Consider the following 23,713-nt stretch of genomic DNA (forward strand, 5'->3'; position numbering starts at 1 on the left):
TCACTTTCCTCCCATGGCCATTGCGAAACTCCGACCGATATGGTCGCTGTGGGCCGACGGAACGACCGGCAGCAGCCATGAATCCTTGCTGTCCCGTATTTCGCCGATCCGGGCGTCGACGTCCTCGATCGACCACTCCGGTTGATACACGCCGGGGGTTTCCGCGATATACGCCCGCGCCACCCGGCCCGCGAGCGCCACCAGCATTTCACCGCTGACCGAACACGATTCGTGCGCCAGCCAGCCCACCGCGGGCGCCACCAGTTCCGGCTCCATCGGTGGATATTTCGAGGTGTCCAGCCCGTCGGCGAGCCGGGTGACCGCCGCGGGGACGATCACATTGGATTTCACCCCGGATTCGGCGCCCTCGAGCGCGACGACGTTCGACAGTCCGATCACACCGGCCTTGGCGACGGCGTAATTCGCGACATTCTGATTGCCGTAGAGGCCACCGATGGAGGAGGTGAGTACCACCCGCCCGTATCCGGCTTCCTTCATCACCGGAAAGGCGGCGCGCACCACGTGGAAAGCGCCGCGCAGATGCACATCGAGGACGGAATCGAAATCCTCGTAGCTCATTTCGGTGAGCGGGGCGTAGCGCACATTGCCCGCGTTGTGGATCAGCACATCGATGCGGCCGTAGGTGTCGAGCGCCTGCGCCACGATCGCCTGTCCCCCGTCGGGGGTGGCCACCGAATCGGCACTCGCCACTGCCTGCCCGCCGGCCGCGGTGATCTCCTCGGCCACCGAACCGGCCACCCCGATATCGCTGTCGCCGCCCGGAATGCTGCCGCCCACATCGTTCACGACGACCTTCGCGCCCCGGGCCGCGAGCAGCAGGGCATAGGCCCGCCCCAGGCCGCGACCGGCCCCGGTGATCACCGCGACCCGTTCGTCGAACCGCATTTCGGACAACGTTTCTCCTAACCCTTCGCCGCGGCGTGTCATTCGCCGAGCGCCAAGCCCTCCAGGCGGCCGCTGTCCCGCCAGTTCTGCAACAGTTCTTCGAGGGCGTAGAAACCCGGCCAGTACGGTTCGCCGAGATGGGACCGGATGTTCTGTTCGCCCTCGTTGTTGTAGTAACCGGGCGTGCATTCACGCTGGAAGTTGCTGTTGTCGACCGCGGTTTCCTTGATGGTGGTGCACCACTGGTCGACGGCCTCGGGCGTGGGTTCCACCGTCTGCGCACCCCGGTTCAGCGTTTCGCCGATGATGTAGGCGGCGTGCGTGGCCTGCTGGTCGAACATATCGGTGGTGCTCGCGGTGACCCCGCCCTGGATGAATCCGGTGAAGAACAGGTTCGGGAACCCGTTGCTGGTCAGGCCGTGCAGGGTGCGGTAGCCGTTCGCCCAGTGCTCGTAGAGCGAGAGCCCGTCGCGGCCGGCGAACGGGTGGATACCGTAGCGGCGGTCCAGTTCGGTGGTGATCTCGAAACCGCTGGCGAAGATGATGCAGTCGACCTCGTGTTCCACCCCGTCGGCGACAATGCCCTTCGCCGTGATCCGCTCGACACCCTTGGTCGCCGAAACGTCCACCAGGGTCACGTTGTCGCGGTTGAAGGTGGGCAGGTATTCGTCGTTGAAACACGGCCGCTTGCACAGGAACCGGTAATACGGCTTGAGCGCCGCCGCGGTCGCCGGGTCCTTCACGATCGCGTCCACCCGCTGCCGGACCCGTTCCATCGCCCGGTAATCCTGGATTTCCCGGATCTCGACGAACTTCTCCGGCGTGACCTCGGCCCAGAGGTTGTTCTCGTCCAGATAGGCCTGGGTGTTGCGGCTGACCTCGGTCCACCCGTCGCACACCAGGTCCGGCTGGCCGGGGGCGAACGCCTCGAAGGCCGCGGTGTGGAAATTGCGGCGCCGCTCCAGCTGCCAGCCCGGCTGCAGGGTTTTCACCCATTCCGGATCGGTGGGCACGTTCCCGCGCTCGTTGATATAGGACGGCGTGCGCTGGAAGACGTACAGATGCTCGGCCGAACGCGCGATATGCGGAATGATCTGGATGCCGCTGGCGCCGGTGCCGATCACCGCGACCTTCTTGTCCTCCAGCCCGGTGAGCCCGCCCCGCATATCACCGCCGGTGTACTCGTAATCCCAGCGGGCCGAATGGAAGGTGTGGCCGGTGAAATCGTTGAGCCCGGGGATACCGGGCAGTTTCGGCTTGTTGAACGGCCCCTGCGCCATCACCACGAAGCGGGCGCGGATATCGTCGTCGCGGTTGGTGCCGATCCGCCACCGCCGGATGGATTCGTCCCATTCCAGCGATTTCACCATCGTAGAGAAGACGGCCTTCTCGTACAGCCCGAAATGTTTACCGATCCGCTGCGCGTGCTCGAAACATTCGTCGCCGTAGGCGTATTTCTGGGTCGGGATGTAGCCGGTTTCCTCGAGCAGCGGCAGATAACAGTAGGCGTCGGAATCACATTGGATGCCCGGGTAGCGGTTCCAGTACCAGGCGCCACCGAAATCGCCGGCCAGTTCGATCACCCGGAAATCCTCGACCCCGGCCTGCGTGAGCCGGGCGCCGGTGGTGAGTCCGGCCCAGCCGCCGCCCAGGACCGCGACATCGATATCCTCGTTCAGCGGTTCCCGGGGGGTGTACGGCGTGTAGGGGTCGCCTTCGAAGAAATCGGTGAACCCGTCCTCGGTCACCACATACTGCTGCTGCCCCTCCGGTCGCAGCCGCTTATCGCGTTCGGCCAGGTATTTGGCGCGCAGGGCGATATGGTCGACCTCGGGGGTCTGCGTGGGTGCGCAGTTGTTCATTGAAGATTCCTCGGTGGTGATAGGGCCGGCGGTGCCGGGATCAGGTGAGGTCACGCGGTGCGCCGGTGCCCATGTATTTCGCGAGGTTGTGGTGCAGGTTCACCACACTGCGCTCGCGGTACGGATTCGGTTTCGGGCCGCTGAAACCCGCGGTTTTCATGCCCTGCTGGACGGCCGCCATATTGTCGAAATCCTGCGGCAGCACGGTGCGCCAGCCCGGATCGTCCTGCGGGGTGTGGATCCATTCCGTTTCCGGCGCTTCGCCTTCGGGGAACAGCTCGTAGACCGCGGCCTCGAAAATGCATTTGTCCGGGTCGTAACCGTAGGGTCGCGCGCTGTAGCAGAGCATATTGTTCACCGCGTGCCCGATCTGGAAGTTCGGGAAGATCTGCCAGGCGGTACCGGCGGCGGCCACCTGCGCCGGGGTCACGGTCGGCCAGATGACGCCGCGTTTCTCGTCGGCGGCCCGTGCCGAGGCGAGCCAGTGCTGCATCACCTCCGGGGCCGGGGTGCCCTCCGGCAGTTCCTCGGTGAGCCGCCGCGCCGCCTCCACCATGGTCCAGGTGGTGTTGGTGTTGGCGTTCTCCCAGGTGAAGTTCTGCAGTTCGATGGTGGATTTGCGGGCGTCGGGGCCGTGGCCGAGCCGGATCTTGCCCTGGCTCTCCTCCTGGCCCTTCGGCGCGTCGTAGCCGATATTGCTGTGCTTGCCCTGCGCCCGCGCCCACCCCAGGAACATGCCGAAATTCATGAACTCCGGATGGGTGTAGGGCACGTGGTAGGTCTCCATGAAGGCCTCCAGCGCGACCTTCCAGTTGCAGTCGAACACCAGCCAGCGCCGCCACCGGTACCGCATGTTCTCCAGCTGGAACGGGTCCAGATGGGTCGCGGCCGGCTCGAGGTATTCGCGCAGCGTCTCCGACGGGTTCGGATCGAGATTGACGAAAATCCAGCCGCCCCACGTGTCGACGTGCACATCGACCAGGCCGTCGTTGCGTTCGGTGAGCCCGCAGGGCCAGTCCTCGCGTTCGGGCACGAAGGTGTTGCGGCCCTCGAGGTCGTAACGCCAGCCGTGAAAGCCGCAGACGAACTGCTTCTTCTGTCCCTTGGCGTTACGCTCCCCCGGCGGGACGTCGACCAGTTTGCGCCCGCGGTGGGCGCAGACATTGTGATACGCCCGGATCTTGTCCTCGGCGGTGCGCACGATGATGATCGAATCGTCGAGGATCTCGTAGGTGAGGTAGTCACCCACCCGCGGGATCTCCTCCACACGACCCACCTGCTGCCAGACCTTGCGCCACAACTTGTCGCGTTCGGCCTTCACGTATTCGGGACTGAGGTAGGCCTCCACCCCGATCGTCATCGGCGCGGACAGCGGTTCGGTGTCGGTGGCGATATCGACGGTCTCACTCATTGCGTTCTCCCACCCCGGGTCCGGGGACAGTCGGTGTCGGTGCAATACATATCGGTGGCTAGCTGGTGATTGCGGCGCGGAACCCCTCGTCCTTCAGGAACAGCGAGGTGTTGTCTGCGCCCAGATGCGTCCATTTCAAGTTGAGCCCGCCGTCCACCAGGATCGTCTGCCCGGTGATGTACGACGACAGCTGCGAGAGCAGGAACAGCACCGCCCCCGCCTGCTCCTCCGGCCGGCCGCGGCGGCCCATGGCGATCGCGGTCCGATCGCGGACGGGGTCTTCGTCGACATAGGTTCCCGACGCCGGGGTTTCGGTGACACCCGGCGCGATCGCGTTCACCCGGATATCGCTGAGCGCCAGCTCGACCGCCAGCGTGCGGGTCGCTGCGACGAGGGCGGCTTTCGCCGTGCCGTAGGCGATATGGAAAGGCGCGGTGTTCATCCCGCTGATCGAGGACAGCGAGACGATCGAGCCCGGGCGGCCGGCGGCTTTGATCTCGGCGGCCACGGCCTGGCTCATGAAGAACATCGATTCGAGGTTCTGCGCGAACAGGGCCTGCCAGTCCGCGCGGGTCACCCGGGTCGCGGGCATCCAGGTGGCGGGTGCGGCGCCACCGGCGATATTGACCAGCCCGTACAGCTCCCCGTCGGCTTTCCGGGCGGCGTCCAGCACGGTGGCGATACCTTCGTCGGTGGCGGCATCGGCTTGGACGGGAACGACCTTCAGCCCTTCCCCGGCCAGCGGTTCCACATGTTTCGCCAGATTCTCCGCGCCCCGGCCGACCCCCAGCACGGTCGCCCCGGCCTGCGCGACCAGCCGCGTCACCGCCGTACCGATACCGCCGCCGCCCGCTCCGGACACGATCACCACGCGCCCGTCGAGTCCGAAGAATTCACCTGTCATGTCGGTTTCACCCGTCCTTCCGGAACGCGAGCACACTGCCCTCGGCATCGGCGGCGATATACAGGGTTCCGTCCGGTCCGGCGGTGATCCCCGCGAACGGCCCCTGCGGACCGGAGAACGGCGGCATACCCAACAGCGGCTTCGGTGTCACCCCGGGCGGGGCGCCCACCGGCAGATTCCAGGCAAGTACTTCGCGCGCCTTGGTTTCCAGATCGACCGCGACCAGGTTCTTGGCCCCGGAATCGACGATCAGCAGCTGCGCGCCGCGGACGAGGATGCCCTGCGGTGTGTCCAGACCGTCGACCACGGTGTCCACGGCCCCGGCCTGCACCGAGACGATCCGCCCCGCACCGGATTCGGCGACCAGGCAGGTCCCGTCCCCGGTGAACGCGACGCCGATCGGCTTGTCCAGCCCGGAGGCCAGTACATCCACTCCGCCGTCACCGCGCACGCCCAGTACCCGGCCGGTGCCGAATTCCGTGGTGACGATGAGCCCGCCCGGCCCGGCCTCGATCCCGTACAGCTGATCCAGCGGCGCCTCGGCACCGGCGAGGAATTCGCTCTCCCCACTCGCGGGCCGCCACCGCGCGACCTGCCCGCCCGCCGTCGCAACGAGGAACTCCCCCGGCCCCGTGGCGGTGACACCACGCGCGAAACCGGGGTAGCCGGGGCTGAAAAGCATGCCCAGGGTTTCCAGCCCGTCGGGGCCGACCGAGTAGAAGTAGGTGCCGTCGGCGACGAACAGGGTGCCGTCGGGACCGACGGTCAGGTCGAGTGGCCAGTTCAAGCCGCCCGGGAGCGTGGTGCGGGTGGTGCCGTCGGACCGGATTTCGGTGATCTCACCGGTGAAGTTGGAGACGAACAGCCGGCCGTTCACCAGCGTGCAGTTGTCCAGGCCCGGGTTCAGTTGCGCGAGGACGGTTTTCTCGCCGTTGCGTGGGTTGATGCGCAGCACCTGACCCGAGGCGACCTGCGTGGAGACGATGTACCCGTCCGGATCGAACTTCACCGAATCGGGGACGCCGAGATCCCCCGCGACCCGTTCCGGTTCGCCACCGTCGGGATGGATCCGCCAGATCTCGTTGAGACCCATCACCGGGTAGTAGAGCAACCCGTCGGGCCCGACCTCCATGGCGTTGGGCTGTTCGAGGTTCTCCAGCAGGATGCGCGGCGTACTACCGTCCAGCGGCAGTTCCATGAGCCGCCCGCCCGGCCGGCATTCGTTGACGAACAACCGGCCCTGATACACCGTGATGCCGTTGGCGCTGGGCAGATCCGCGCGCAGCAACCGGGTGGTGCCGTCGGCATTGCGGGCGCTGACCCGGCCGTCCATCACCTCGGTGGCGTACAGGTTGCCGTCGGGGTCGAAGGCGCAGTCGTCGGGCGCGATGATGTCGCCGCCCTTGGCGCTGATGGTTTCGATCGCGCCGGTATCGATATCGAGGGCGCTGATCTGGCTACCGGTCACCTGGGCGATATAGATCCGCCCGTCCGGCCCGGTCCGCAACCCATTGGCCCCGAACAGCCGGCTCGGCGGCGTGACGCGCCGCTGACTCCAGCCCGCCGCGAGCCCGATCGATTGACCGCCCTGATAGCGAGCCTCTTGCTGCAACATTCCGACTGACTCCCAACCGACCCGGCCGATAGCGCTGATCCGCCTCGATGTCGAGGACTTTGTAAGGAATCTAACGCTCCATCCAGACAAGCGCAATAAGTATTGCAATCTTTGTAAGGATAGGTACGAGCATGGGGTATCCGCAGGAGCACGAGCACTTTCGGTGCCGTCCGGAAGCATGCACGGACACCTTCGCCCATGCAGAGGAGAATATCATTCTCCTTTTGGGAAATGGGTCAGTCTGCCGAGATCAGCGCGCGCCGGGAAGCGCAGGTCGGACAGCGGGCACCCGCCCCGAGCCGGCCCTCCCGGCCCGGCCCGACGCACAAGATGAATGCCCGCTGGACCCTCGGACGGCTGCGGGACGTATCGGCCGGACTATTGCCTCGGCGGCACGTTCGGTGCAGGCAGTTTCCTGTGCCGGCCACCTGCGCCGCTGCCGGGAACCGGCCTTCGCACCCTGCTCTGGCCCGAACCGGCGACGCCCGAGGACATACCGTCAGAAATACGTTCCGCTGAACGGGTGATCGTCCACCGCGAACAACATATCGGCGGCGGCCGCGGCACCGGGTCGGTGCTCCACCACTCGGCCCGCCAGCGCCAGATGACGCCACGGCGTGCCACCGAGGTAGGCGGCGGCGAGCGTGGCGATATCGGTGCCGAGATCGGCGGGAGCGTCGGTCGCCGCCGCGCCGTCCTCGGCGATCCGGTAGGTCGCGTTGTTGGCCGGCAGGAGCGAATCCGTGACCGCGAGACCACCGGCGGCCCGGGTTTGTAGGCGCGGCGCTGCAACGCGGCGGCTACGTCGACCACCCGCAACCAGGTCTCGTCGCGGATATCGGTGACGGTGACCGCCCGCTCGTCAGTCAGTAAGTGCCGCAGCGGCGCATCGGGCGCCGCCATCGGGATCACCACGGAATCGACGATATCGGCGGCCAGCAGATGCCGGATGAGCCCCAGGTAGGCGGCGGGCGTGGTCGCGACCAGATCGTCGACCACCACCGTGCGGTGCGGGCTGCGTGGCCACCCGGCGGATTCGGCGGCGCCGTGATAGCGGACGAAACCGTCCTCGGCGCCGGGTTCACCGTGCACCGCCACATGCCCCGAGTCGCCCTTCGACTGCAGCAGCCGCCACCACTGCGGCGGCCGGTCGATGGCGCCGACCCAGGACACCCCGGCCGTGGCGTAGATCTTCGCGGGCACCTCCCACGCGTCGGCGGGCGCGAGCAACCGGACCGGACCCGACTCCGGCACAGTATCGCGGAACCGGGCCCGCCGCCGATCGATCTCCAGCCGCGCGGCCGAGCCGGCGACACCGTAGCCGAACCGTTCGTAGATACCGCCCTGCGTGGCTCGTAGCGTCGCGACGATCTCGCCGCGCTCCGCGATATCGATGAGCTGACGGCGCAGCAGCGCCGACGCGATTCCCCGCCGGGCATGCGTCGGCAGCACACCGACATGGGTGACCGCGGCATGCGGTACCCGCTGCCCGCCCGGTACGACCAGCCAGCTCGTATACGAATTCACGGTCCCGACGAGTTCGCCGCCGATCCGGGCGCCGAACGTGCGGCCGGGTTCGTTCAGCTCGCCGCCGACTTCCCGTTCCAGCAGCGGCACCCCGACCATCGCGGTCCGGAACACCTGCTGCGCGGCCCAGAGGTCCGCCGGGTCGGTCAGGCTTTCGATATCGACGGGCATATCAGCACTCCACTGTCTGGTTGGGGTCGGTGCCGCTCGCCGCCGCGAACCCGGCGGCAGGCGCAGGGCGGGGCACCCGAACAGTCATACCCTGTGGCCCACTCGGCGCGCGCAGTGACAGGACGCGCCACAAGGTGAAGGGCCGCCCGGCCGGTACGCGACGACCGCGGTTGCTCACCGCGGACAATCGCCGGGCTCCGCCGGGTACCCGATGCCGTCGGCAGGCGGGTCCCGGCACGGTTCCGATCCCGGCAAGCGAGGCCGACACCGGGCGGGTCCGGGTTCGGCAGCCTACGACACCGCGACCGGTTCATGGGCGGGCGCGGGCAGTGGTGGCAGTTCGAGATTGTCGCGGAACGTCGCGCCCAGGTAATCGTTGCCGACGATATCCCGGCGGCGTAGTTCCGGAAGGAGTCCGTTGGTCACGAAATCGCGCGTGCGCGGATCGTCGAGGCCGCCCAGGGAAACGACATCGAGAACACCTGCGCGATAGCGTTCCTCGATGGTGTCGGCCAGTTGTTCCGGGGTGCCCGCCGCCGACCAGTGGCCGGTGTGCCGGGATTCCAGGATGAGTTCACGCAGGGTGCGTCCCGAGGCGGCGAGCCGGGCGAAGATCTCCACCCGGCCGCGTCTGCGGTGCACCGAACCCACCTCCGGCAGCAGAGTCTCCGGGATCGGGCGGTCCAGCGGGAGACCGGAAAGGTCCACACCGCCGCCGAACATATCCTCGAGCAGCCGCCGCCCCGCCTCGAGATCGAAGCTTTCTTCCTGTTCACGCACCAGCCGCGCGACCTCGGCCTCGGAAGCTCCGTAGGTGGCATGGAACGAACTGAAGATGTAGGGCAGCCCTGGCGCGCGTCCCAGTTCCGCGGCGCGGGCACGAATCCTGCGGGTATAGGCGAGCGCATCGTCGAGCGTGGTGAGCGAGGTGAAAACGACTTCGGCGAAACGGGCACCGAGTTCCACACCACCGGCCGACTGACCGGCCTGGAACTGAACCGGCCGGCGCTGCGGTAACGGCGGGATGTTCAGTGGTCCGCGCACGGTGAAGTAGCGGCCGCGATGCTCGATCGGCCGGACCAGCGCAGGGTCGAGTGCGGCACCGCCACGGCCGTCGGGGGTGAGTGCCCCCGGCTGCCAGGAGTCGTACAGGGCGTGCACCACCTCGAGTGATTCCGCGGCGCGGGCGTACCGTTCCTCCGGGCTCGGCAACTCCAGATCGCTGTAGTTCTCCTCCCCCAGCGAGGACGTCACCGCGTTCCAGGCGGCGCGGCCGTTGCTCACATGGTCGAGCGTGCCGAACAATCGCGCGAGGTTGTACGGGTGGTGGAACGTGGTCGTAACGGTCGCGATCAACCCGATGTGGGAGGTCACCGCGCTGAGTGCCGAGAGGTAGATCAGCGGCTCCTGCGCCCCGATCGCGCCCTGCGCGCCGAAACTCAGCAGATCGGCCGCGAAGAGCGCATCGAACTTGTGCTCCTCGGCGATCTTCGCGACAGCGACCGCGGTATCGAGTGTCGAACGGGCCGGGTCGACGGCCGCCGCGTAGATATCGGTCCCTCCGCTGACTCCGGTAACCGTCTTCAAATGCCGCCGGGGGATGCTGCGCGATGCCACCGAACGACGGTATGCCCGCAATCGCCGGCGAGAAATGCTTGTGCTCAGAGTGATTCCTGCTCCCCGCACCGCACGGACTCGGGTCCGGGCGAGGACATTCGGTGGCGGAATCCCCGCCGGTGGCGGCGATCGCTTAGCAGAAATCACCGCGCCTGTCGCTGTTCGGATTCGGTCCGAGTTCAATCGCCCGGGCCGGAATACGGGTCGCCGCGCGACCGGTTGCGGCGGATATGGCACTCACCGCACCGATCGGTATCGCGCTCAATCCCGACCCCACGGCGGCCAACACCGTCGACGATCTACTGGAGCGGGCGCGTTTCGTGCAGCGCGCCGGGATCGACCGGGCCTGGTTCGCGCAGCGTTTCGATTTCGATTCGCTCTCCGTCGCCGCCGTCGTCGGCGCCGCGGTTCCCGGGTTATACGTCGGCACCTCGGTGGTACCGATCAATCCGCGGCACCCGCTGGTGGTCGCGAGCCAAGCGCAGACCGCCCACGCCGCCAGTCATCGGCGTTTCACCCTCGGACTCGGCCTCGGGGCGCGGGCCCTGGAAGAACCGGCGTTCGGGGTTCCCACCGACCGCCCGATCCGCCGGTTGCGCGAATACCTGACCGTCCTGCGTTCGGTACTCACCACGGGCACGGTCGATTTCACCGGAGAGACGGTCACGGCCGCCCCACGGCTCCCGGCCGCTGTCGCCGGCGGCGAGAATCCCGATATCGTCGTCGCCGCCATGGGGCCACAGGCGCTGGCGGTCTCGGGCGAACTTGCCGACGGAATCGTCCCGTTCCTGGCGGGACCGCGCGCCCTCGGCGACGATATCGTGCCCCGGGTCGAGAAGGCCGCCCACGCCGCCGGTCGTCCCCGGCCCCGGGTGATCACGGGGGTCGCGGTGGTGGTCACCGCCGACCCCGATCGGGTCCGCGCCGAGGCGGCCGAACGGATGGCCTTCTACGACGCCATCCCGTCCTACCGGTCGGTGCTGGACCGGGAGGGTGTCGCCACCGCGGCCGACCTGGTGGTGACCGGCAGCGAAGCCGAGGTCGAGGCCCAGCTACGCCGCTACGTGGACGCGGGTGCCACCGAATTCCTCATCACCCAGACAGACCTGGGCGGACCCGAGGACGAGCGCGCCACCTGGCGTTTCCTGGGTTCGATCAGCGGTAGGCGGGGCTGAGTCCACGCCCGCCGGTGGATTTCGCTCACGGCGCGTCCAACTCTTCCCGCTACCGGACCGTGCCGGTACCGTCGCCCCTCGTGCCGATCGCCGCTGGTCGGCTCGGCAGCCCTGGTCGGGCGGAAGTATGGAGAACGGTGTGGCCGGCTCGGGGCGAATTGTGTGGTGTGAACGATGACCGCCACGGCTATGCCGGCGCAGACTCCCACCGAGCCGGCGGAGCGGGCGGCCCGGCATGATCTCCGCGCACTGGTTCGTCCCGCACTGACCCGGCTCGGCGCGCTCGCCCTGGTACTCGGGCTGTGGGTGCTGGTGACCGCGGCCGGACTGGTGGATCCGCTGTATCTCCCGTCGCCCGGCGCCGTATGGGATGCGTTCGTGCGGGCCAGTACCCGGCATCCGATCGCGCCCGGTGTCGACCGGATGGTGATCGGCGCGCAGGACTATTACCTCTGGGAGCATCTGGTCGCCAGCCTGCAACGGATCGGCGTGGGGGTCGGGCTGGCAGTTGTGGCCGGACCGCTGATCGGATTCGTCATGGGCATGCTGGCGCCGGTCCGGCTGATCACCGAACCGATCCTCAACTTCCTGCGCGCATTGCCGCCGCTCGGCTACATCGGGTTGCTGATCGTCTGGTTCGGTATCGGCGATGTGTCGAAGATCTGGCTGCTGTTCCTGGCGGCGTTCCCGCCCATCGCGATCGCCACGCTCAACGGTGTCGCGGGGGTCCGGCAGGACTATCTCGACGCCGCCCGGTCGCTGGGCGCCGGCCGCGGACAGGTGATCCTCCGGGTCGTGCTCCCCGCGACCCTGCCCGAAGTGATCAGCGGTATCCGCATCGCCACCGCCTTCGCCTGGACCACCGTCGTCGCCGCCGAACTGAACAACGGCATACCCGGTATCGGCGGGCTCGCCTATATCTCCGGAACGCAGCTGGATACTCCGTTGACCATCGCCTGCATCATCGTGATCGGCTGCGCGGCACTGGTTCTCGATTCGATCATCAAACTCGCCGGTGACGCGGCAGTTCCCTGGAAGGGCAAGGTATGACACGCACACTGCGTACCGTTCTGGCGCTGCTGCTGGCTCTCGCCGCCGCCGGATGCGTGGAATCCGGGCGCGGCGACACCGGTGCGCAAGACGGCGCGACCTGCCCGTTCGAGCCGGATACCGGGATCACCGCCACCGCGCGTCTCGGCTATCAGGCGATCCCCAATGCCGATCTGTACGTGAAGGACCGCGGCCTGCTCGAGGCCTGCCTGCCGAACGCGACCATCACCTGGAGCCGGTTCGCCTCCGGCGCCGATGTGGTGCAGGCCTTCGGTGCGGGCAGTGTCGATATCGCCACGCTCGGGTCCAGCCCGGCCACGAAGGCGGTGTCGGCGCCGCTGAACCTGCCGGTGCGGGTGCTGTGGATCCACGATGTGATCGGGGAATCGGAATCACTGGTGGCCAAGGCACCGATCACCGAGGTCGCCGGTCTGCGCGGGAAACGGGTCGCGACTCCGTTCGGCAGCACCGCGCACTACAGTCTGCTGGCCGCGCTCGACCGAGCCGGGCTGACCGGTCAGGTCGACCTGGTCAACCTGCAGCCCGAGGCCATCCCCGGCGCCTGGACCGGTAACCAGATCGACGCCGCCTGGGTCTGGGCGCCGACGCTGCCGAAGCTCATCGAAGCAGGCGGCACCGTCATCGCCTCCAGCGCCGATACCGCCGCCGCGGGCTCGGCCACCTTCGATGTCGCCGCCGCGACCACGGCATTCCTGGACGGGCACAGCGATTTCGCGGCCGTCTGGGCGAAGGTCCAGAATTACGCGATCGGCCAATTGCGCGACAACCCGCAGGACGCGGCCGTGTCGGTGGGCGCGCAGTTGGGTATCGACCCGCAGGAGGCGCTGCCGCAGCTCGCGGGATACACCTATCCCACCGCCGCCGAGCAGGCCGGACCGCGCTATCTCGGCGGCGAATTCGCCGGCAACCTGCGTAGTACCGCACAGTTCCTGCTGAATCAGGGCGGTGTGGAGGCGGTCGGCAGCGAACAGGACTACCGGGCCGCCCTCTACCCGGACGCGGCGCGGGCCGCGCAATGAGCGAAACCGCCCACCAGGTCACCTTCACGGGGGTGGCCAAGAGCTATCCGGGCGCCGACGGCCCCACCCAGGTGCTCGCGCCGACGGATCTGACCCTGGAGAGCGGCGAATTCGTCTGTGTGGTCGGGCCTTCCGGGTGCGGGAAGACGACCCTGCTGAAACTGCTGGCCGGGTTCCTGGAGCCCACGCAGGGCACGGTGCGCGTCGGGGAAAGTCCGGTCACGGGCCCCGACCCGGAGCGCGGCGTGGTGTTCCAGCAGCCCGCCCTGTATCCGTGGCTGACGGTCCGGCAGAACGTCGAATTCGGCCCGAAGATCCGTGGCATCGCCCGCGCCCGGCGCACGGCCGAGGCCGACCGGCTGCTCACCATGGTCGGCCTCGACCACCTCGGCGGCCGCCGCCCCTACGAACTCTCCGGCGGCCAGCAGCAGCGCGCCCAGATCGCCCGGGTCCTGATCAACGATCCGCGGATCATCCTCATGGACGAACCCTTCGGCGCTCTGGATGCCCTGACCAGGGAGAACCTTCAGGGCGAGCTGCTCGCGCTGTGGCGGGAACGCCGCAAGACCATCCTGTTCGTCACCCACAGCATCGACGAGGCGCTCCTGCTGGGCACCCGGGTACTGGTCATGGGCACCCGGCCGGGACGCGTCATCTACGACCGTCCCACCGCCTTCAAAGCCGGCCTCGGCGACGCGCCGTTCCCGGCACTGCGCGCGGACCCGGGCTTCACCGCCATGCGCGACGAGGTCGCCCAGCACATCTACACCGCCCACGCGTCCCCGTGACCGACCGCAGAAGATCTACTTTCCGGTCCCGGGCGACCGTGCGCGCGTCATCTCTCCCGGAGAAGTCCGGCGGCAATCGCCCGGCCCATCTGTAGTGGCTCGATCGCATGCTCGAGTTTGGAACCGGCCAGGGCACCGTCGTAGATCAGCTGGATACGACGGGCCAGGGCAGCCGGCTCGGGGGCGCCCCGGGCCTCGAGCAGTTCGGTCAGGGTATCGAGCATCCAGCGGCGGTGCGCGATCACGGGCGCGAGCGGCTCGTCCGGGAATTCCGTTGCCGCATTGGCGTATTGGCAGCCGCGGAAACCGCGGGACGGGGCGGAGGCCAGCGCGAGGTCGAAGAAGGTGAGGATCCGGTCGCCCGGATCGGTCACCTCGGCGACAGCCTGGCTCCAGCGGGCGCGATCACGCTGATCGAGGTTTTCCAGATAGGCGATGACCAGTGCGTCCTTGGATCCGTAGGCCGAGTACATACTGGCCCGCGCCACCCCGGCCTCGGCCAGTACCCGGTCGATACCGACCGCGCGGATACCGTACCGGGCGAACAGGGTGGTCGCGGTGTCCAGCAGGCGTTGCGCCGGGGTGGGTTTGCCGCGGCGGTCCGCCGAGGACACCGCCGACTCCGTTGTTGTGGCCACGCCCCCACCATAACCATTTCCACCTATAGACAGATCGTTCTGTCTACCGTTAGTCTTGAACCGTGACCCGCAGCAACCTCACCCGCCGCCTGCACGTGGACCTCGTGCGCGTGGCCACCGCTGCCTGTCGTCACCAGCGCTGATCCGGCTCGTATCCACGGGTCCTCGCTTTCGCGCTTCTCACCACCGGCCGCCGCGAGCGGTCGCGTCCATTCGCAGATTCCACTGTTGGAGGCAGCTGCCCATGTCGTTGTATCTGTACGAGCTCGTACCCACCGGTCCCGCGAACCGGACCATCGAAGAATTCGGCGCGCGCGCCGAGAAAGAAGGCGGGGCGCTGATCGAGGCGCAGGTCACCGGCGGTGCCTCACGTATCTTCGCGATCACCGAATTCGCCGGCTGCCGTGCGCCCGAGCTGCCCGCCGCCGAAGTACTCGCGGTCACCGTCGACGGCCCGCATCAGGTCCGGCTGGTCGGCGCCGAGCTGGCGGCGATCAAGGCCGCCCGGCCCACCGCGGGATACCTCGTCGAATGGGATATTCCCGCCGAGATCGATATGGACACCTACCTCGCGCGGAAGAAGGCGAACGCACCCAAATACGCCGATGTGCCCGAGGTGAGTTTCCTGCGCACCTACGTCCGCGAGGACATGGACAAATGCCTGTGCTTCTACGACGCGCCCGACGAGGCCGCGGTGCGCCGCGCCCGCGACGCGGTGAACACCCCGGTGGACCGGTTGCACGAACTGGCGGATCCGCAGATATGACCGCCACTGTCACCGCCCTGTCCGCCGTCACCGGATTCGTCCGCGACCGGGCCGCCGACCTCGATGAGGGCCGTACCGATATCCGCGCCGATATCGGGGAAATCGGCGGGCGGGGTCTGCTGTCGGCCGGATTGGGCGATTCGGATATCCGCGAGATCACCGAGGTGGTGGAGCAGGTCGCGGCGGAAAGCCTGGCGGCGGGTTTCTCGCTCTGGGCTCAGCGGATGACGCTCGAATACCTCTGGCGCGCACCGGAACCGGTCCGGGACCGGTATCTCGGCGAACTCTCCTCCGGCCGGCGCATCGGGGTCACCGCCATGGCCGCCGCGCTCAAACACCTGGCGGGACTCGGCGAGCTGCCGTTACAGGCGGAAGACGCAGAAGGAGAGCGGATCTGCGGACCGATCGCCTGGGCCTCCAATGTTTTCCGCGATTCGGTGATCGTCTTCCCGTTCCGCGGCAGCGACGGACGCGGACGGGTCGGGGTGGTGGACGCCGATACCGAAGGCGTGCGCATCCGCCCGGCGCCGGAACTGCTCGCCCTCGGCGCCACCGCTTCCACGGCACTGACCTTCGAACAGGTCGAGGTTCGCCCGGATCAGCTCGTCACCGCGGATCTGCCCGGCTTCTGCGGTGCGATCCGGCCGGTGTTCCTGCTGCTGCAGTCCGCATTCTGCACCGGTATCGCCGGCACCGCGATACGGGAGTCCGGTAACCGCCTCGACGGGCTCGGCGCCCAGTTCCGCGACGAATACCGCGTCCTCGCCGACCATTACGCCACTGCCCGGCAGAGCCTCTACGACCACGCCGCCGATGCCCACGCGACGCCACCGGCGGAGCTGCTGCGGCTGCGGCTCGCGGCCGCCCGGCTGGCGGTGGAGGCAACCCGGCTGGAATCCACGCTCTGCGGCGGCGCCGGCTACGCCCTGCGCTGCGGCACCAACCGGCGGTTCCGGGAAGCCGCCTTCCTCCCCGTCCAATCCCCTTCGGAAGGCCAGTTGCGGTGGGAACTGTCGCAGTACGACTAGCGGATGCCCGCAAAACCTATTCCGGCCGCAGCGAACCCGTCCTCGACGGCGTGGACCTGCGGATCGGTACGGGCGAACTGCTCGTGGTGCTCGGCGCCAGTGGCAGCGGGAAATCGACCCTGCTCCGGGTGATCGCCGGACTCGACCGGCTCGACGCCGGGGAGATCACCTGGGGCACCGAGACGACCGCGAGCCCTGCCATCGGAATGGTTTTCCAGCAGCCTTTGCTGATGCCGTGGCTCACGGTGCGCGACAACGTCCGGTTCGGTGCCCGCTTCGCCCGGCACCGCGCGAGTTTCGATCCCGGCTACGCGGACGGGCTGCTCGAACGATTCGGGCTGGGCGGTCTCGCCGGCCGCCGCATCGACGAGCTCTCCGGCGGGCAGGCGCAGCGGGTCGCGGTGATCCGCGCGGTGGCGGTGCGACCTCAGCTGCTCCTGCTGGACGAACCATTCAGTGCGCTCGACCCGGCGGTCCGCGCGGATCTACAGGGTTGGCTGGCCGATCTGGTGCGCGATATCGGCTGCACGACCGTGCTGGTCACCCACGATATCGACGAGGCACTGCGACTGGGTGACCGGATCGTACTCATCGGAACGGGCGGAACGGTCCGCGAAGAGTTCACCGGGCTCGGTGACAGCGGGGAACGGGACAGCTTGCGGCAGCGGATCATCGACCGCTACCGGGATTCGTCGGTGACGGTATGAGCGGGCCGTCGATCTCGCGGCGTGGACTGCTCTGCGGCTGCGCCGGACTGGTCGCGGCGGGCGGTATCGCCGGGATGGCCGATCTCGGCCGGGCCGCGGCGCAGCGGCGCGGCACCGGCGGTGAACGGCTCCGCATCGGCTATCTGCCGATCACCGACGCGGCTCCGCTACTCGTCGCCGAACGGGGCAGTGCGCCGGTTGCTTTCGCCGAACCGGTGCTGTTCCGCAGCTGGGCGTCGCTGGCCGAGGCGTTCCTCACCCGGCAGGTCGATATCGCGCATCTGCTGATGCCGATGGCGGTGCAGTTGAAGTTCGGTCTCGGCGCGCCGGCGCGGATCCTCGGCTGGAACCACACCAACGGATCGGCGCTGACGGTCGCGCCCGGCATCACCGAACTCGGGCAGCTGGCCGGAACCCAGGTCGCGATCCCGTTCTGGTGGTCCATCCACAACATCGTGATCCAGCAGTTGCTGCGCGCGAACGGGTTACGGCCGGTGATCCGTGGTTCGGCGTCGCGGTCGGCGGGCACGGTGGAACTGGTGGTGATGAGCCCGTCGGATATGGTTCCCGCGCTGGCGAACGGTTCGATCAGCGCGTTCACCGTCGCCGACCCGTTCAACGCCGCCGCCGAAATCAAGGGTGTCGGCCGCATCCACCGGTTCCTCGGGGACCTGTGGCGCGACCACGCCTGCTGCGCGCTGGTGGTGCAGCAGGATCTGGTGGACCGGCGGCCCGCGGCCGCGCAGGCGGTCGCCGATGTGGTGGTCGCCGCTCAGCAGCGGATCGGCGCCGACCGGCCCGCGGCCGCGAAACAGCTGGCGGGCAGATATCTGCCGCAGCCGCTACCGGCGATCACCAAGGCCCTCACCTACTCCGACGAGCTACCGGTCCGCCATCCGCAGTGGCGCCCGCAGCGGATCGGCTTCCAGCCCTTCCCTTTTCCGAGTTTCACCACCGCGCTGGTCGCCGCCATGCACGACACCGTGGTCGACGGTGACACCCGCTTCCTGTCCGCCCTCGACCCGGACCAGGTACACGAACAGCTCGTCGACGACCGCTTCGTCCGCGCCGCACTCGACCGGGCGGGCGGCCCGGCCGCGTTCGGGCTACCGGACCGGCTCACCCGTATCGAGGAGATCGACCCATCGTGAACACCGTCGTCACCCGGCCCCGGACCCCCACCTGGCTGCCCCGGCTCGCCGCCGTCGCACTCGCGGTACTGCTGTGGTGGGTGCTCACCGATCTGGTGGCCGGGCCCGGCTCGCTACTGCGCGAATTCGGGCCGCAGCATGTGCCCGGCGCGGCCGCGCAACTGTTCGACCGCGGCGTCCTGCTCCCCGATATCGCGGTCAGTATGTGGCGGCTGCTGGTGGGACTGCTGATCGCGGTCACCGTCGGCGTCCCGCTCGGATTGCTGCTCGGCCTGCACGCCGCCACCGAGCACGCGGTGGCCCCGGTGGTGCAGTTCCTGCGGATGATCTCCCCGCTGTCCTGGGCGCCGATCGCGGTCGCGCTGTTCGGGATCGGGAATCAGCCGGTGATCTTCCTCGTCGCGGCGGCGTCGGTCTGGCCGATCGTGCTCAACACCGCGGCGGGTGTGCGGGCGATCGATCCCGGACTGCTCCTGGTGGCCCGCTCGTTCGGGGCGTCGCGGCGCGAACAGCTGTCGTCGGTGGTGCTGCCCGCGATCCGAGGTCAAGTGCAGACCGGTTTCCGGGTGGCGCTGGGGATCGCGTGGGTGGTGCTGGTACCCGCGGAAATGCTGGGTGTGCGCTCCGGGCTGGGGTACCAGATCCTCAACGCCCGCGACCAGCTGGCCTACGACCAGGTGATGGCGGTGATCGTCGTGATCGGCATCATCGGCTACGCACTCGATTCGCTGTCCCGGGTACTGCTCGACCGCCGATGACCCGCCGCCGAGACCCCGGTGCCGGACCGCCGATTCGTGACGGGAGCACCGGGGTCGACACAGTAGGCCCCGTGGTGACACGGCCGGTCAGCGCGGTTCGATCAGCTGGATCTCCAGTTCGATCTGGACGGTATCGCTCAACAGTCCGGGTAGCGCGGCGCCTACGGCGAAATCGGAGCGTTTGATGGTGCCGGTCGCCGAGAACCCGGCGTGCCGTTCGCCGTCGGGACCGAAATCGCCGACCCCGCCCCATTCGACCACGAGGGTGACCGGCGCGGTGAGCGTACCCAGCGTGGCCTCTCCGGTGACGGTGAACTGCTCGGCGATCCGCACCGGTTCGGTGGCGCGGAAGGTGAGGGTCGGCCGGTTGGCGACGTCCAGGAAGTCGGCGGCCCGGATATGCGCGTCGCGGTCGGGGTTGCCGGTGTCGAACGAATCGAGGTGGATGGTCGCGCCGAGGGTGGCGGCGCCGGAGTCGTCGACCTCGAACCGGGTGTCGAAGCGGCCGAACCGGCCGCGCACCTTGGAGATGCCCAGGTGACGGATGCTGAAGGCCACCGACGAGTGGGCGGAATCGAGGGCCCACGAACCGGCGCGCAGGGTCGTGGTGGAGGTATGCGGTGTTGTCGTCATGAGACCCACCATCTCCGGACCGCGGTCCGCCGGCCAGACCCTGGTTATCCCCGCACTGTCAGGGCGTGGCTGGCCTCGCCCCGGCACGGCACCATGGTGGAATGACCCGCAACGCCTTCGCGGAATACCTGGTCAGACGCCGCGCCGAGCTGCGTCCCGCCGATCTCGGCCTGCCCAGCGGCGGCCGGCGCCGCACCCCGGGCCTGCGGCGTGAGGAGGTCGCCGTCCGGGCCGGAGTGAGCGCCGACTATCTGGCCCGGCTGGAACAGGGTCGCGATACCAACCCGTCGATCGCGGTGATCGAGGCGCTCGCCCAGGCACTGCTGCTCGACGAGGGGGAACGCAGCGTTTTCGGCTGGCTGGCGATGACCAGCGGCCACGAGGCCCGCTGTCCGGAACCGGCACCGGCTCGCGAGCAGGTATCGGAGACGATGGAGACGGTGCTGCGGTCGCTGGACCCCACCCCGGCGTTCGTCCTCGGCCTGCGGCTGGATGTACTGGGCTGGAATTCGGCGTGGGAGGATTTCGCCCGCCCGCTGGGACTGCTGGACGAGCGGGAGAACGTGAACCTCGCCCACTACGTCTACTCGCATCCGCAGGCACGGCGGATGCTGCACAACTGGGCCGGTGCCGCCGATACCTTCGCCGAACTGCTGCGCCGCGCCACCTTGCGCAGGCCCGGCGACGCGGTCCTGCGCGACACCATCGCCACGCTGCGCAGGAACCCCGATTTCGCGGCCCGCTGGCGACCACAGGGCGCGGGCCTGCCGATATCCAAGGTCCTGCGGTTCGACCATCCCGAACTCGGCGCCGTCGACGTCCCGGTCGAGATACTGGAGAACGATGCCGACCAGAGCCTCGCGATCTGGCTCCTCGACCGCTCCGCCGCGGCCGCCCCCGGCCTGCGCCTGGTTCCGCCACGGGCGGCCGGAGCGTGAATTGCGACCGATATCGGTCAGTAGTACACCGGCCCGGGAACACCGCCGCCCGCCGCGACGGCGTCGCCGGTGATCGCGATACTGCGCGGTGAGGCGAGGAAGGTCACCACATCGGCGACCTCCCGCGCATCGATGATCCGGCCCACGGTGTTCTTCGCGAGTTCCGCTTCGAGTTCGGCGACCGGCTTTCCGGATTCGGCGGCCTGTGCGGTCAACCGCTGGGTGAGGCGTTCGGTCCGGGTCAGCCCCGGATGCACGACCGTCACGTTCACGCCGTGCGGGCCGAGTTCGTCCGCCAGATTCTTGGTCACCGCGGACACACTGATATTGCGGACGGTCTGCGCGATGGAATTGGCCTGCCGGGCACCGAGCCCGCTGATATTGATGATCCGGCCCCAGCCCTGCGCCACGAAATGCGGCGCCACCGCGCGGGCGGTCCGCAGATAGCCGAGAACCTTGATCTCGATCTCCCGGCGCACCACGTCGTCGGTGGTGTCGGCGAGACCCGCGGCCGACCCGGCGCTCCACGGTGTCGCCGCCGCATTGACCAGGATGTCCACTCCGCCCAGCTCAGCGACGGTGCGCTGAACCAGCTCTCGGACCTGCTCGTCGTCACCGGTATCGGTGACCACGCCGAGTACCCGCCGTCCCGACTCACCGGCCACCGCACGCGCCGCGGTTTCGAGCGTTTCGGCCGAACGTGCCGCCAGCACCACATCCACCCCTTCGGCGGCGAGCCCACGGGCAACGGCCAGCCCGATCCCTTTGCTGCCGCCGGTGACGATCGCGCGTTTCCCATCCAGTTCCAGGTCCATTCGAGCCACGCTAACAACCGGCGCCCGCCCGGTCGCCGATCTTGATCGACTCGAGCCGAACCCGGTGTGCGCCGTGCCGGGGCACGGCGGCGCCGTACTGCGGCACGCTCACGCAGGCGTGGCCGGGGTCCGGCGGGCAACATCGCGGGTACGCAAGGCGCCCCTGGGCTGCCTGTCCCCGGGTTCTGCGCAAAATAGCGAGGACCCGCGGACCGAACCAGGTTTTGGTTCAGCACTATCCGAACCATTGCCGCCACCCGGGCAGGCGGCTGGGATTACCGCGACGATATCGCCACGAGTATTCGGGAGCACGGGTTGAAATTCCCTCGGTTACTGACGATCCCCGCTGTGCTGGTGGCCGCGGCGCTGACCCTCACCGCCTGCGGTGGTGATTCCGGGTCCGGCGATGTGGTGCGAATCGGCACCACCGAAAGCAGTCCCGAGTGGGATATCTTCGAGCGGAAGGCGCAGGAGCAGGGCATCACGCTGGAGATCACGAACTATTCCGACTACTCCCAGCCCAATATCGCGCTGTCACAGGGGCAGATCGATATCAACCTGTTCCAGCATCTGCAGTTCCTCGGCGAGTACAACGTCGCCAACAATGCCGATCTCACCCCGATCGGCGCCACCCAGATCGTGCCGCTCGGCCTGTATTCGAAGAAACACAAGTCGGTGGCCGATATCCCGCCGGGCGGGGAGATCGCGGTCCCCAACGACCCGTCGAACCAGGCCCGGGCGCTGTTCGTACTGGAGGCGGCGGGACTGGTGAAACTGTCCTCGGACACCCTCGCCCCCTCCCCCGCCGATATCGACCGGGGAGCATCCAAGGTGAAGGTGGCCCCCGTCGATGCCGCGCAGACCGCGCTCTCACTCGAATCGGTGGACGCCTCGATCATCAACAACACATTCCTCGAGCGCTCGGGTATCGACCCGCTCTCCGCGCTCTACAAGGACGACCCGGAGAGCCCGGGCGCCGAACCGTATATCAACGCCTTCGTCACCCGCGCCGAGGACAAGGACAATCCGACCTACCAGCGCCTCGTCGAGATCTGGCACGACCCCGAGGTCCAGCAGGCGGTCGCCGAATCCTCCAAGGGCACCTCGGTGGAGGTGCGCCGCACCGGCGCCGAGCTCGCGCCGATCCTGCAGCGGGTACAGCAGACCATCCGCGACGGGCAGTGAGCGGCAAACCGGGCGGCCCGGCGAGCGTTCCCGCGGTCGAATTCCGGTCGGTGACCAAGGTTTTCCGCACCGGTAAGCAGGAGCAGACCGCACTGGCCGATATCGACCTGCGGATCGAGCAGGGCGAGATCTTCGGCGTGATCGGTTATTCCGGGGCCGGTAAGAGCACGCTCGTGCGGTTGATCAACGCACTGGAGAAGCCGACCAGCGGCACCATCGAGATCGCCGGCGCACCGATCACGGGCGTGCCGGAGGCCCGGGTGCGGCAGCTGCGCCGCGATATCGGCATGGTGTTCCAGCAGTTCGATCTCTTCCGCTCCCGCACCGCGGCCGGCAATATCGAATACCCCCTGAAAGTGGCCGGGTGGCCGCGGGCGAAACGTAAGGAACGGCTCGCCGAACTCCTCGACTTCGTGGGACTGTCCGACAAGGCCCGCAGCTATCCCGACCAGCTCTCCGGCGGGCAGAAACAGCGGGTCGGGATAGCCCGGGCGCTGGCGACTTCCCCCGCGCTGTTGCTGGCCGACGAGGCCACCTCCGCGCTCGACCCCGAAACGACCGGCGAGGTGCTGCGCCTGTTGCGCAAGATCAATACCGAACTCGGTGTCACGATCGTGGTCATCCCCCATGAAATGGATGTGATCCGCGCGGTCGCCGACCGGGTCGCGGTGCTGGCCGAGGGCCGGATCGTGGAGCTGGCGAACACCTTCGACGTCTTCGCCGCCCCGCGCTCGGCGCCCACCCGCTCGTTCGTCGACACCGTCCTGCACAACCGGCCCGCTCCCGACGAGCTGCGCCGGTTGGGCGAACTGCACCGGGGCCGGCTGGTGACCGTCGATATCGACGACTCCCGCGGTATCGGCCCCGCACTCACCACCGCCGCACAGTCCGGCGTGCATTTCGAAGTGGTGTACGGCGGCGTGAGCACCTTGCAGGACAAAACCTTCGGCAGTATCACCCTGGCTCTCGACGGACCCGACGCCGCGGTCGACAAGGTGATCACCGAACTCGGACAACGGTAGCGAGAA

23 protein-coding genes are annotated in these 23,713 nt (G+C 68.3%); 13 read left to right on the forward strand and 10 right to left on the reverse strand.

What is annotated here, in order from left to right:
* From ACQEVO_RS17650 to ACQEVO_RS17680, 7 genes are all read right to left on the reverse strand, one after another.
* On the reverse strand, positions 1–915 hold the full coding sequence (locus ACQEVO_RS17650) for an SDR family NAD(P)-dependent oxidoreductase (protein WP_432914513.1): 915 nt from the start codon (positions 913–915) through the stop codon (positions 1–3).
* A 29-nt stretch (positions 916–944) separates the two neighbouring features.
* Complete coding sequence (locus ACQEVO_RS17655) at positions 945–2,768, reverse strand: flavin-containing monooxygenase (protein ID WP_432914516.1); 1,824 nt, start codon at positions 2,766–2,768, stop codon at positions 945–947.
* A gap of 40 nt (positions 2,769–2,808) precedes the next feature.
* Positions 2,809–4,179 carry an aromatic ring-hydroxylating oxygenase subunit alpha gene (locus tag ACQEVO_RS17660; RefSeq protein WP_432914519.1) on the reverse strand — a complete coding sequence of 457 codons (1,371 nt, stop codon included), beginning with the start codon at positions 4,177–4,179 and terminating at the stop codon, positions 2,809–2,811.
* Positions 4,180–4,237: 58 nt separating this feature from the next.
* A complete protein-coding gene (locus ACQEVO_RS17665) occupies positions 4,238–5,083 on the reverse strand; it encodes an SDR family NAD(P)-dependent oxidoreductase (protein ID WP_432914522.1) in 846 nt (281 codons plus the stop codon).
* A 7-nt stretch (positions 5,084–5,090) separates the two neighbouring features.
* Positions 5,091–6,698 carry an SMP-30/gluconolactonase/LRE family protein gene (locus ACQEVO_RS17670; RefSeq protein WP_432914525.1) on the reverse strand — a complete coding sequence of 536 codons (1,608 nt, stop codon included), beginning with the start codon at positions 6,696–6,698 and terminating at the stop codon, positions 5,091–5,093.
* A 378-nt stretch (positions 6,699–7,076) separates the two neighbouring features.
* A complete protein-coding gene (locus ACQEVO_RS17675; RefSeq protein WP_432914528.1) occupies positions 7,077–8,396 on the reverse strand; it encodes a GNAT family N-acetyltransferase in 1,320 nt (439 codons plus the stop codon).
* A gap of 291 nt (positions 8,397–8,687) precedes the next feature.
* Positions 8,688–10,013, reverse strand: coding sequence for an NtaA/DmoA family FMN-dependent monooxygenase (locus ACQEVO_RS17680; RefSeq protein WP_432914531.1), 1,326 nt, complete (start codon positions 10,011–10,013; stop codon positions 8,688–8,690).
* Positions 10,014–10,243: 230 nt separating this feature from the next.
* Here ACQEVO_RS17680 and ACQEVO_RS17685 point away from each other — a divergent pair, with 230 nt between their 5' ends.
* The 4 genes from ACQEVO_RS17685 (at position 10,244) to ACQEVO_RS17700 (ending at position 14,066) form a co-directional block, all read left to right on the forward strand.
* Positions 10,244–11,188: a TIGR03564 family F420-dependent LLM class oxidoreductase gene (locus ACQEVO_RS17685; protein ID WP_432914534.1), complete on the forward strand. Its 945-nt coding sequence runs from the start codon at positions 10,244–10,246 to the stop codon at positions 11,186–11,188.
* A 174-nt stretch (positions 11,189–11,362) separates the two neighbouring features.
* Positions 11,363–12,238, forward strand: a complete 876-nt coding sequence (locus ACQEVO_RS17690) for an ABC transporter permease (protein WP_432914537.1) — start codon at positions 11,363–11,365, stop codon at positions 12,236–12,238.
* Entirely contained in the window at positions 12,235–13,278 is a 1,044-nt protein-coding gene (locus tag ACQEVO_RS17695) for a taurine ABC transporter substrate-binding protein (RefSeq protein ID WP_432914539.1), read from the forward strand. The genes ACQEVO_RS17690 and ACQEVO_RS17695 overlap by 4 nt, the downstream gene beginning before the upstream one ends.
* Entirely contained in the window at positions 13,275–14,066 is a 792-nt protein-coding gene (locus ACQEVO_RS17700) for an ABC transporter ATP-binding protein (RefSeq protein ID WP_432914542.1), read from the forward strand. Before ACQEVO_RS17695 ends, ACQEVO_RS17700 begins: the two co-directional genes overlap by 4 nt.
* Before the next feature lie 47 nt (positions 14,067–14,113).
* Here ACQEVO_RS17700 and ACQEVO_RS17705 read toward each other — a convergent pair whose 3' ends face one another.
* Positions 14,114–14,704, reverse strand: a complete 591-nt coding sequence (locus ACQEVO_RS17705) for a TetR/AcrR family transcriptional regulator (RefSeq protein WP_432914545.1) — start codon at positions 14,702–14,704, stop codon at positions 14,114–14,116.
* A 95-nt stretch (positions 14,705–14,799) separates the two neighbouring features.
* Here ACQEVO_RS17705 and ACQEVO_RS17710 point away from each other — a divergent pair, with 95 nt between their 5' ends.
* The 6 genes from ACQEVO_RS17710 to ACQEVO_RS17735 all read left to right on the forward strand — a co-directional run bounded on the left by ACQEVO_RS17710 (position 14,800) and on the right by ACQEVO_RS17735 (position 19,114).
* Entirely contained in the window at positions 14,800–14,847 is a 48-nt protein-coding gene (locus ACQEVO_RS17710; RefSeq protein WP_357048643.1) for a hypothetical protein, read from the forward strand.
* Between the two features lie 101 nt (positions 14,848–14,948).
* Complete coding sequence (locus ACQEVO_RS17715) at positions 14,949–15,470, forward strand: DUF4242 domain-containing protein (protein WP_432914548.1); 522 nt, start codon at positions 14,949–14,951, stop codon at positions 15,468–15,470.
* Entirely contained in the window at positions 15,467–16,498 is a 1,032-nt protein-coding gene (locus tag ACQEVO_RS17720) for an acyl-CoA dehydrogenase family protein (protein ID WP_432914551.1), read from the forward strand. Before ACQEVO_RS17715 ends, ACQEVO_RS17720 begins: the two co-directional genes overlap by 4 nt.
* A complete protein-coding gene (locus ACQEVO_RS17725) occupies positions 16,474–17,205 on the forward strand; it encodes an ABC transporter ATP-binding protein (RefSeq protein ID WP_432914555.1) in 732 nt (243 codons plus the stop codon). Before ACQEVO_RS17720 ends, ACQEVO_RS17725 begins: the two co-directional genes overlap by 25 nt.
* Positions 17,202–18,356, forward strand: a complete 1,155-nt coding sequence (locus tag ACQEVO_RS17730) for an ABC transporter substrate-binding protein (protein ID WP_432914558.1) — start codon at positions 17,202–17,204, stop codon at positions 18,354–18,356. The genes ACQEVO_RS17725 and ACQEVO_RS17730 overlap by 4 nt, the downstream gene beginning before the upstream one ends.
* Positions 18,353–19,114, forward strand: coding sequence for an ABC transporter permease (locus tag ACQEVO_RS17735; RefSeq protein ID WP_432914561.1), 762 nt, complete (start codon positions 18,353–18,355; stop codon positions 19,112–19,114). The genes ACQEVO_RS17730 and ACQEVO_RS17735 overlap by 4 nt, the downstream gene beginning before the upstream one ends.
* Positions 19,115–19,201: 87 nt before the next feature.
* Here the strand turns inward: ACQEVO_RS17735 and ACQEVO_RS17740 are convergent, their stop codons facing one another.
* On the reverse strand, positions 19,202–19,747 hold the full coding sequence (locus tag ACQEVO_RS17740) for a YceI family protein (protein WP_432914564.1): 546 nt from the start codon (positions 19,745–19,747) through the stop codon (positions 19,202–19,204).
* A gap of 101 nt (positions 19,748–19,848) precedes the next feature.
* Between ACQEVO_RS17740 and ACQEVO_RS17745 the strand changes: the two genes are divergently transcribed.
* Complete coding sequence (locus ACQEVO_RS17745) at positions 19,849–20,685, forward strand: helix-turn-helix domain-containing protein (RefSeq protein ID WP_432914567.1); 837 nt, start codon at positions 19,849–19,851, stop codon at positions 20,683–20,685.
* 17 nt (positions 20,686–20,702) lie between these two features.
* On the opposite strand, the gene ACQEVO_RS17750 is transcribed toward ACQEVO_RS17745, so the two are convergent.
* Positions 20,703–21,500 carry an SDR family NAD(P)-dependent oxidoreductase gene (locus ACQEVO_RS17750; RefSeq protein WP_432914570.1) on the reverse strand — a complete coding sequence of 266 codons (798 nt, stop codon included), beginning with the start codon at positions 21,498–21,500 and terminating at the stop codon, positions 20,703–20,705.
* Positions 21,501–21,815: 315 nt separating this feature from the next.
* Between ACQEVO_RS17750 and ACQEVO_RS17755 the strand changes: the two genes are divergently transcribed.
* Both ACQEVO_RS17755 and ACQEVO_RS17760 read left to right on the forward strand, forming a co-directional pair.
* Positions 21,816–22,685: a MetQ/NlpA family ABC transporter substrate-binding protein gene (locus ACQEVO_RS17755; RefSeq protein WP_432914573.1), complete on the forward strand. Its 870-nt coding sequence runs from the start codon at positions 21,816–21,818 to the stop codon at positions 22,683–22,685.
* Positions 22,682–23,707: a methionine ABC transporter ATP-binding protein gene (locus tag ACQEVO_RS17760; protein WP_432914576.1), complete on the forward strand. Its 1,026-nt coding sequence runs from the start codon at positions 22,682–22,684 to the stop codon at positions 23,705–23,707. Before ACQEVO_RS17755 ends, ACQEVO_RS17760 begins: the two co-directional genes overlap by 4 nt.
* Positions 23,708–23,713: the final 6 nt, after the last annotated feature.

The sequence above is a fragment of the Nocardia sp. CA-290969 genome, from assembly GCF_050936135.1.
In the GTDB taxonomy this organism is placed as follows: domain Bacteria; phylum Actinomycetota; class Actinomycetes; order Mycobacteriales; family Mycobacteriaceae; genus Nocardia.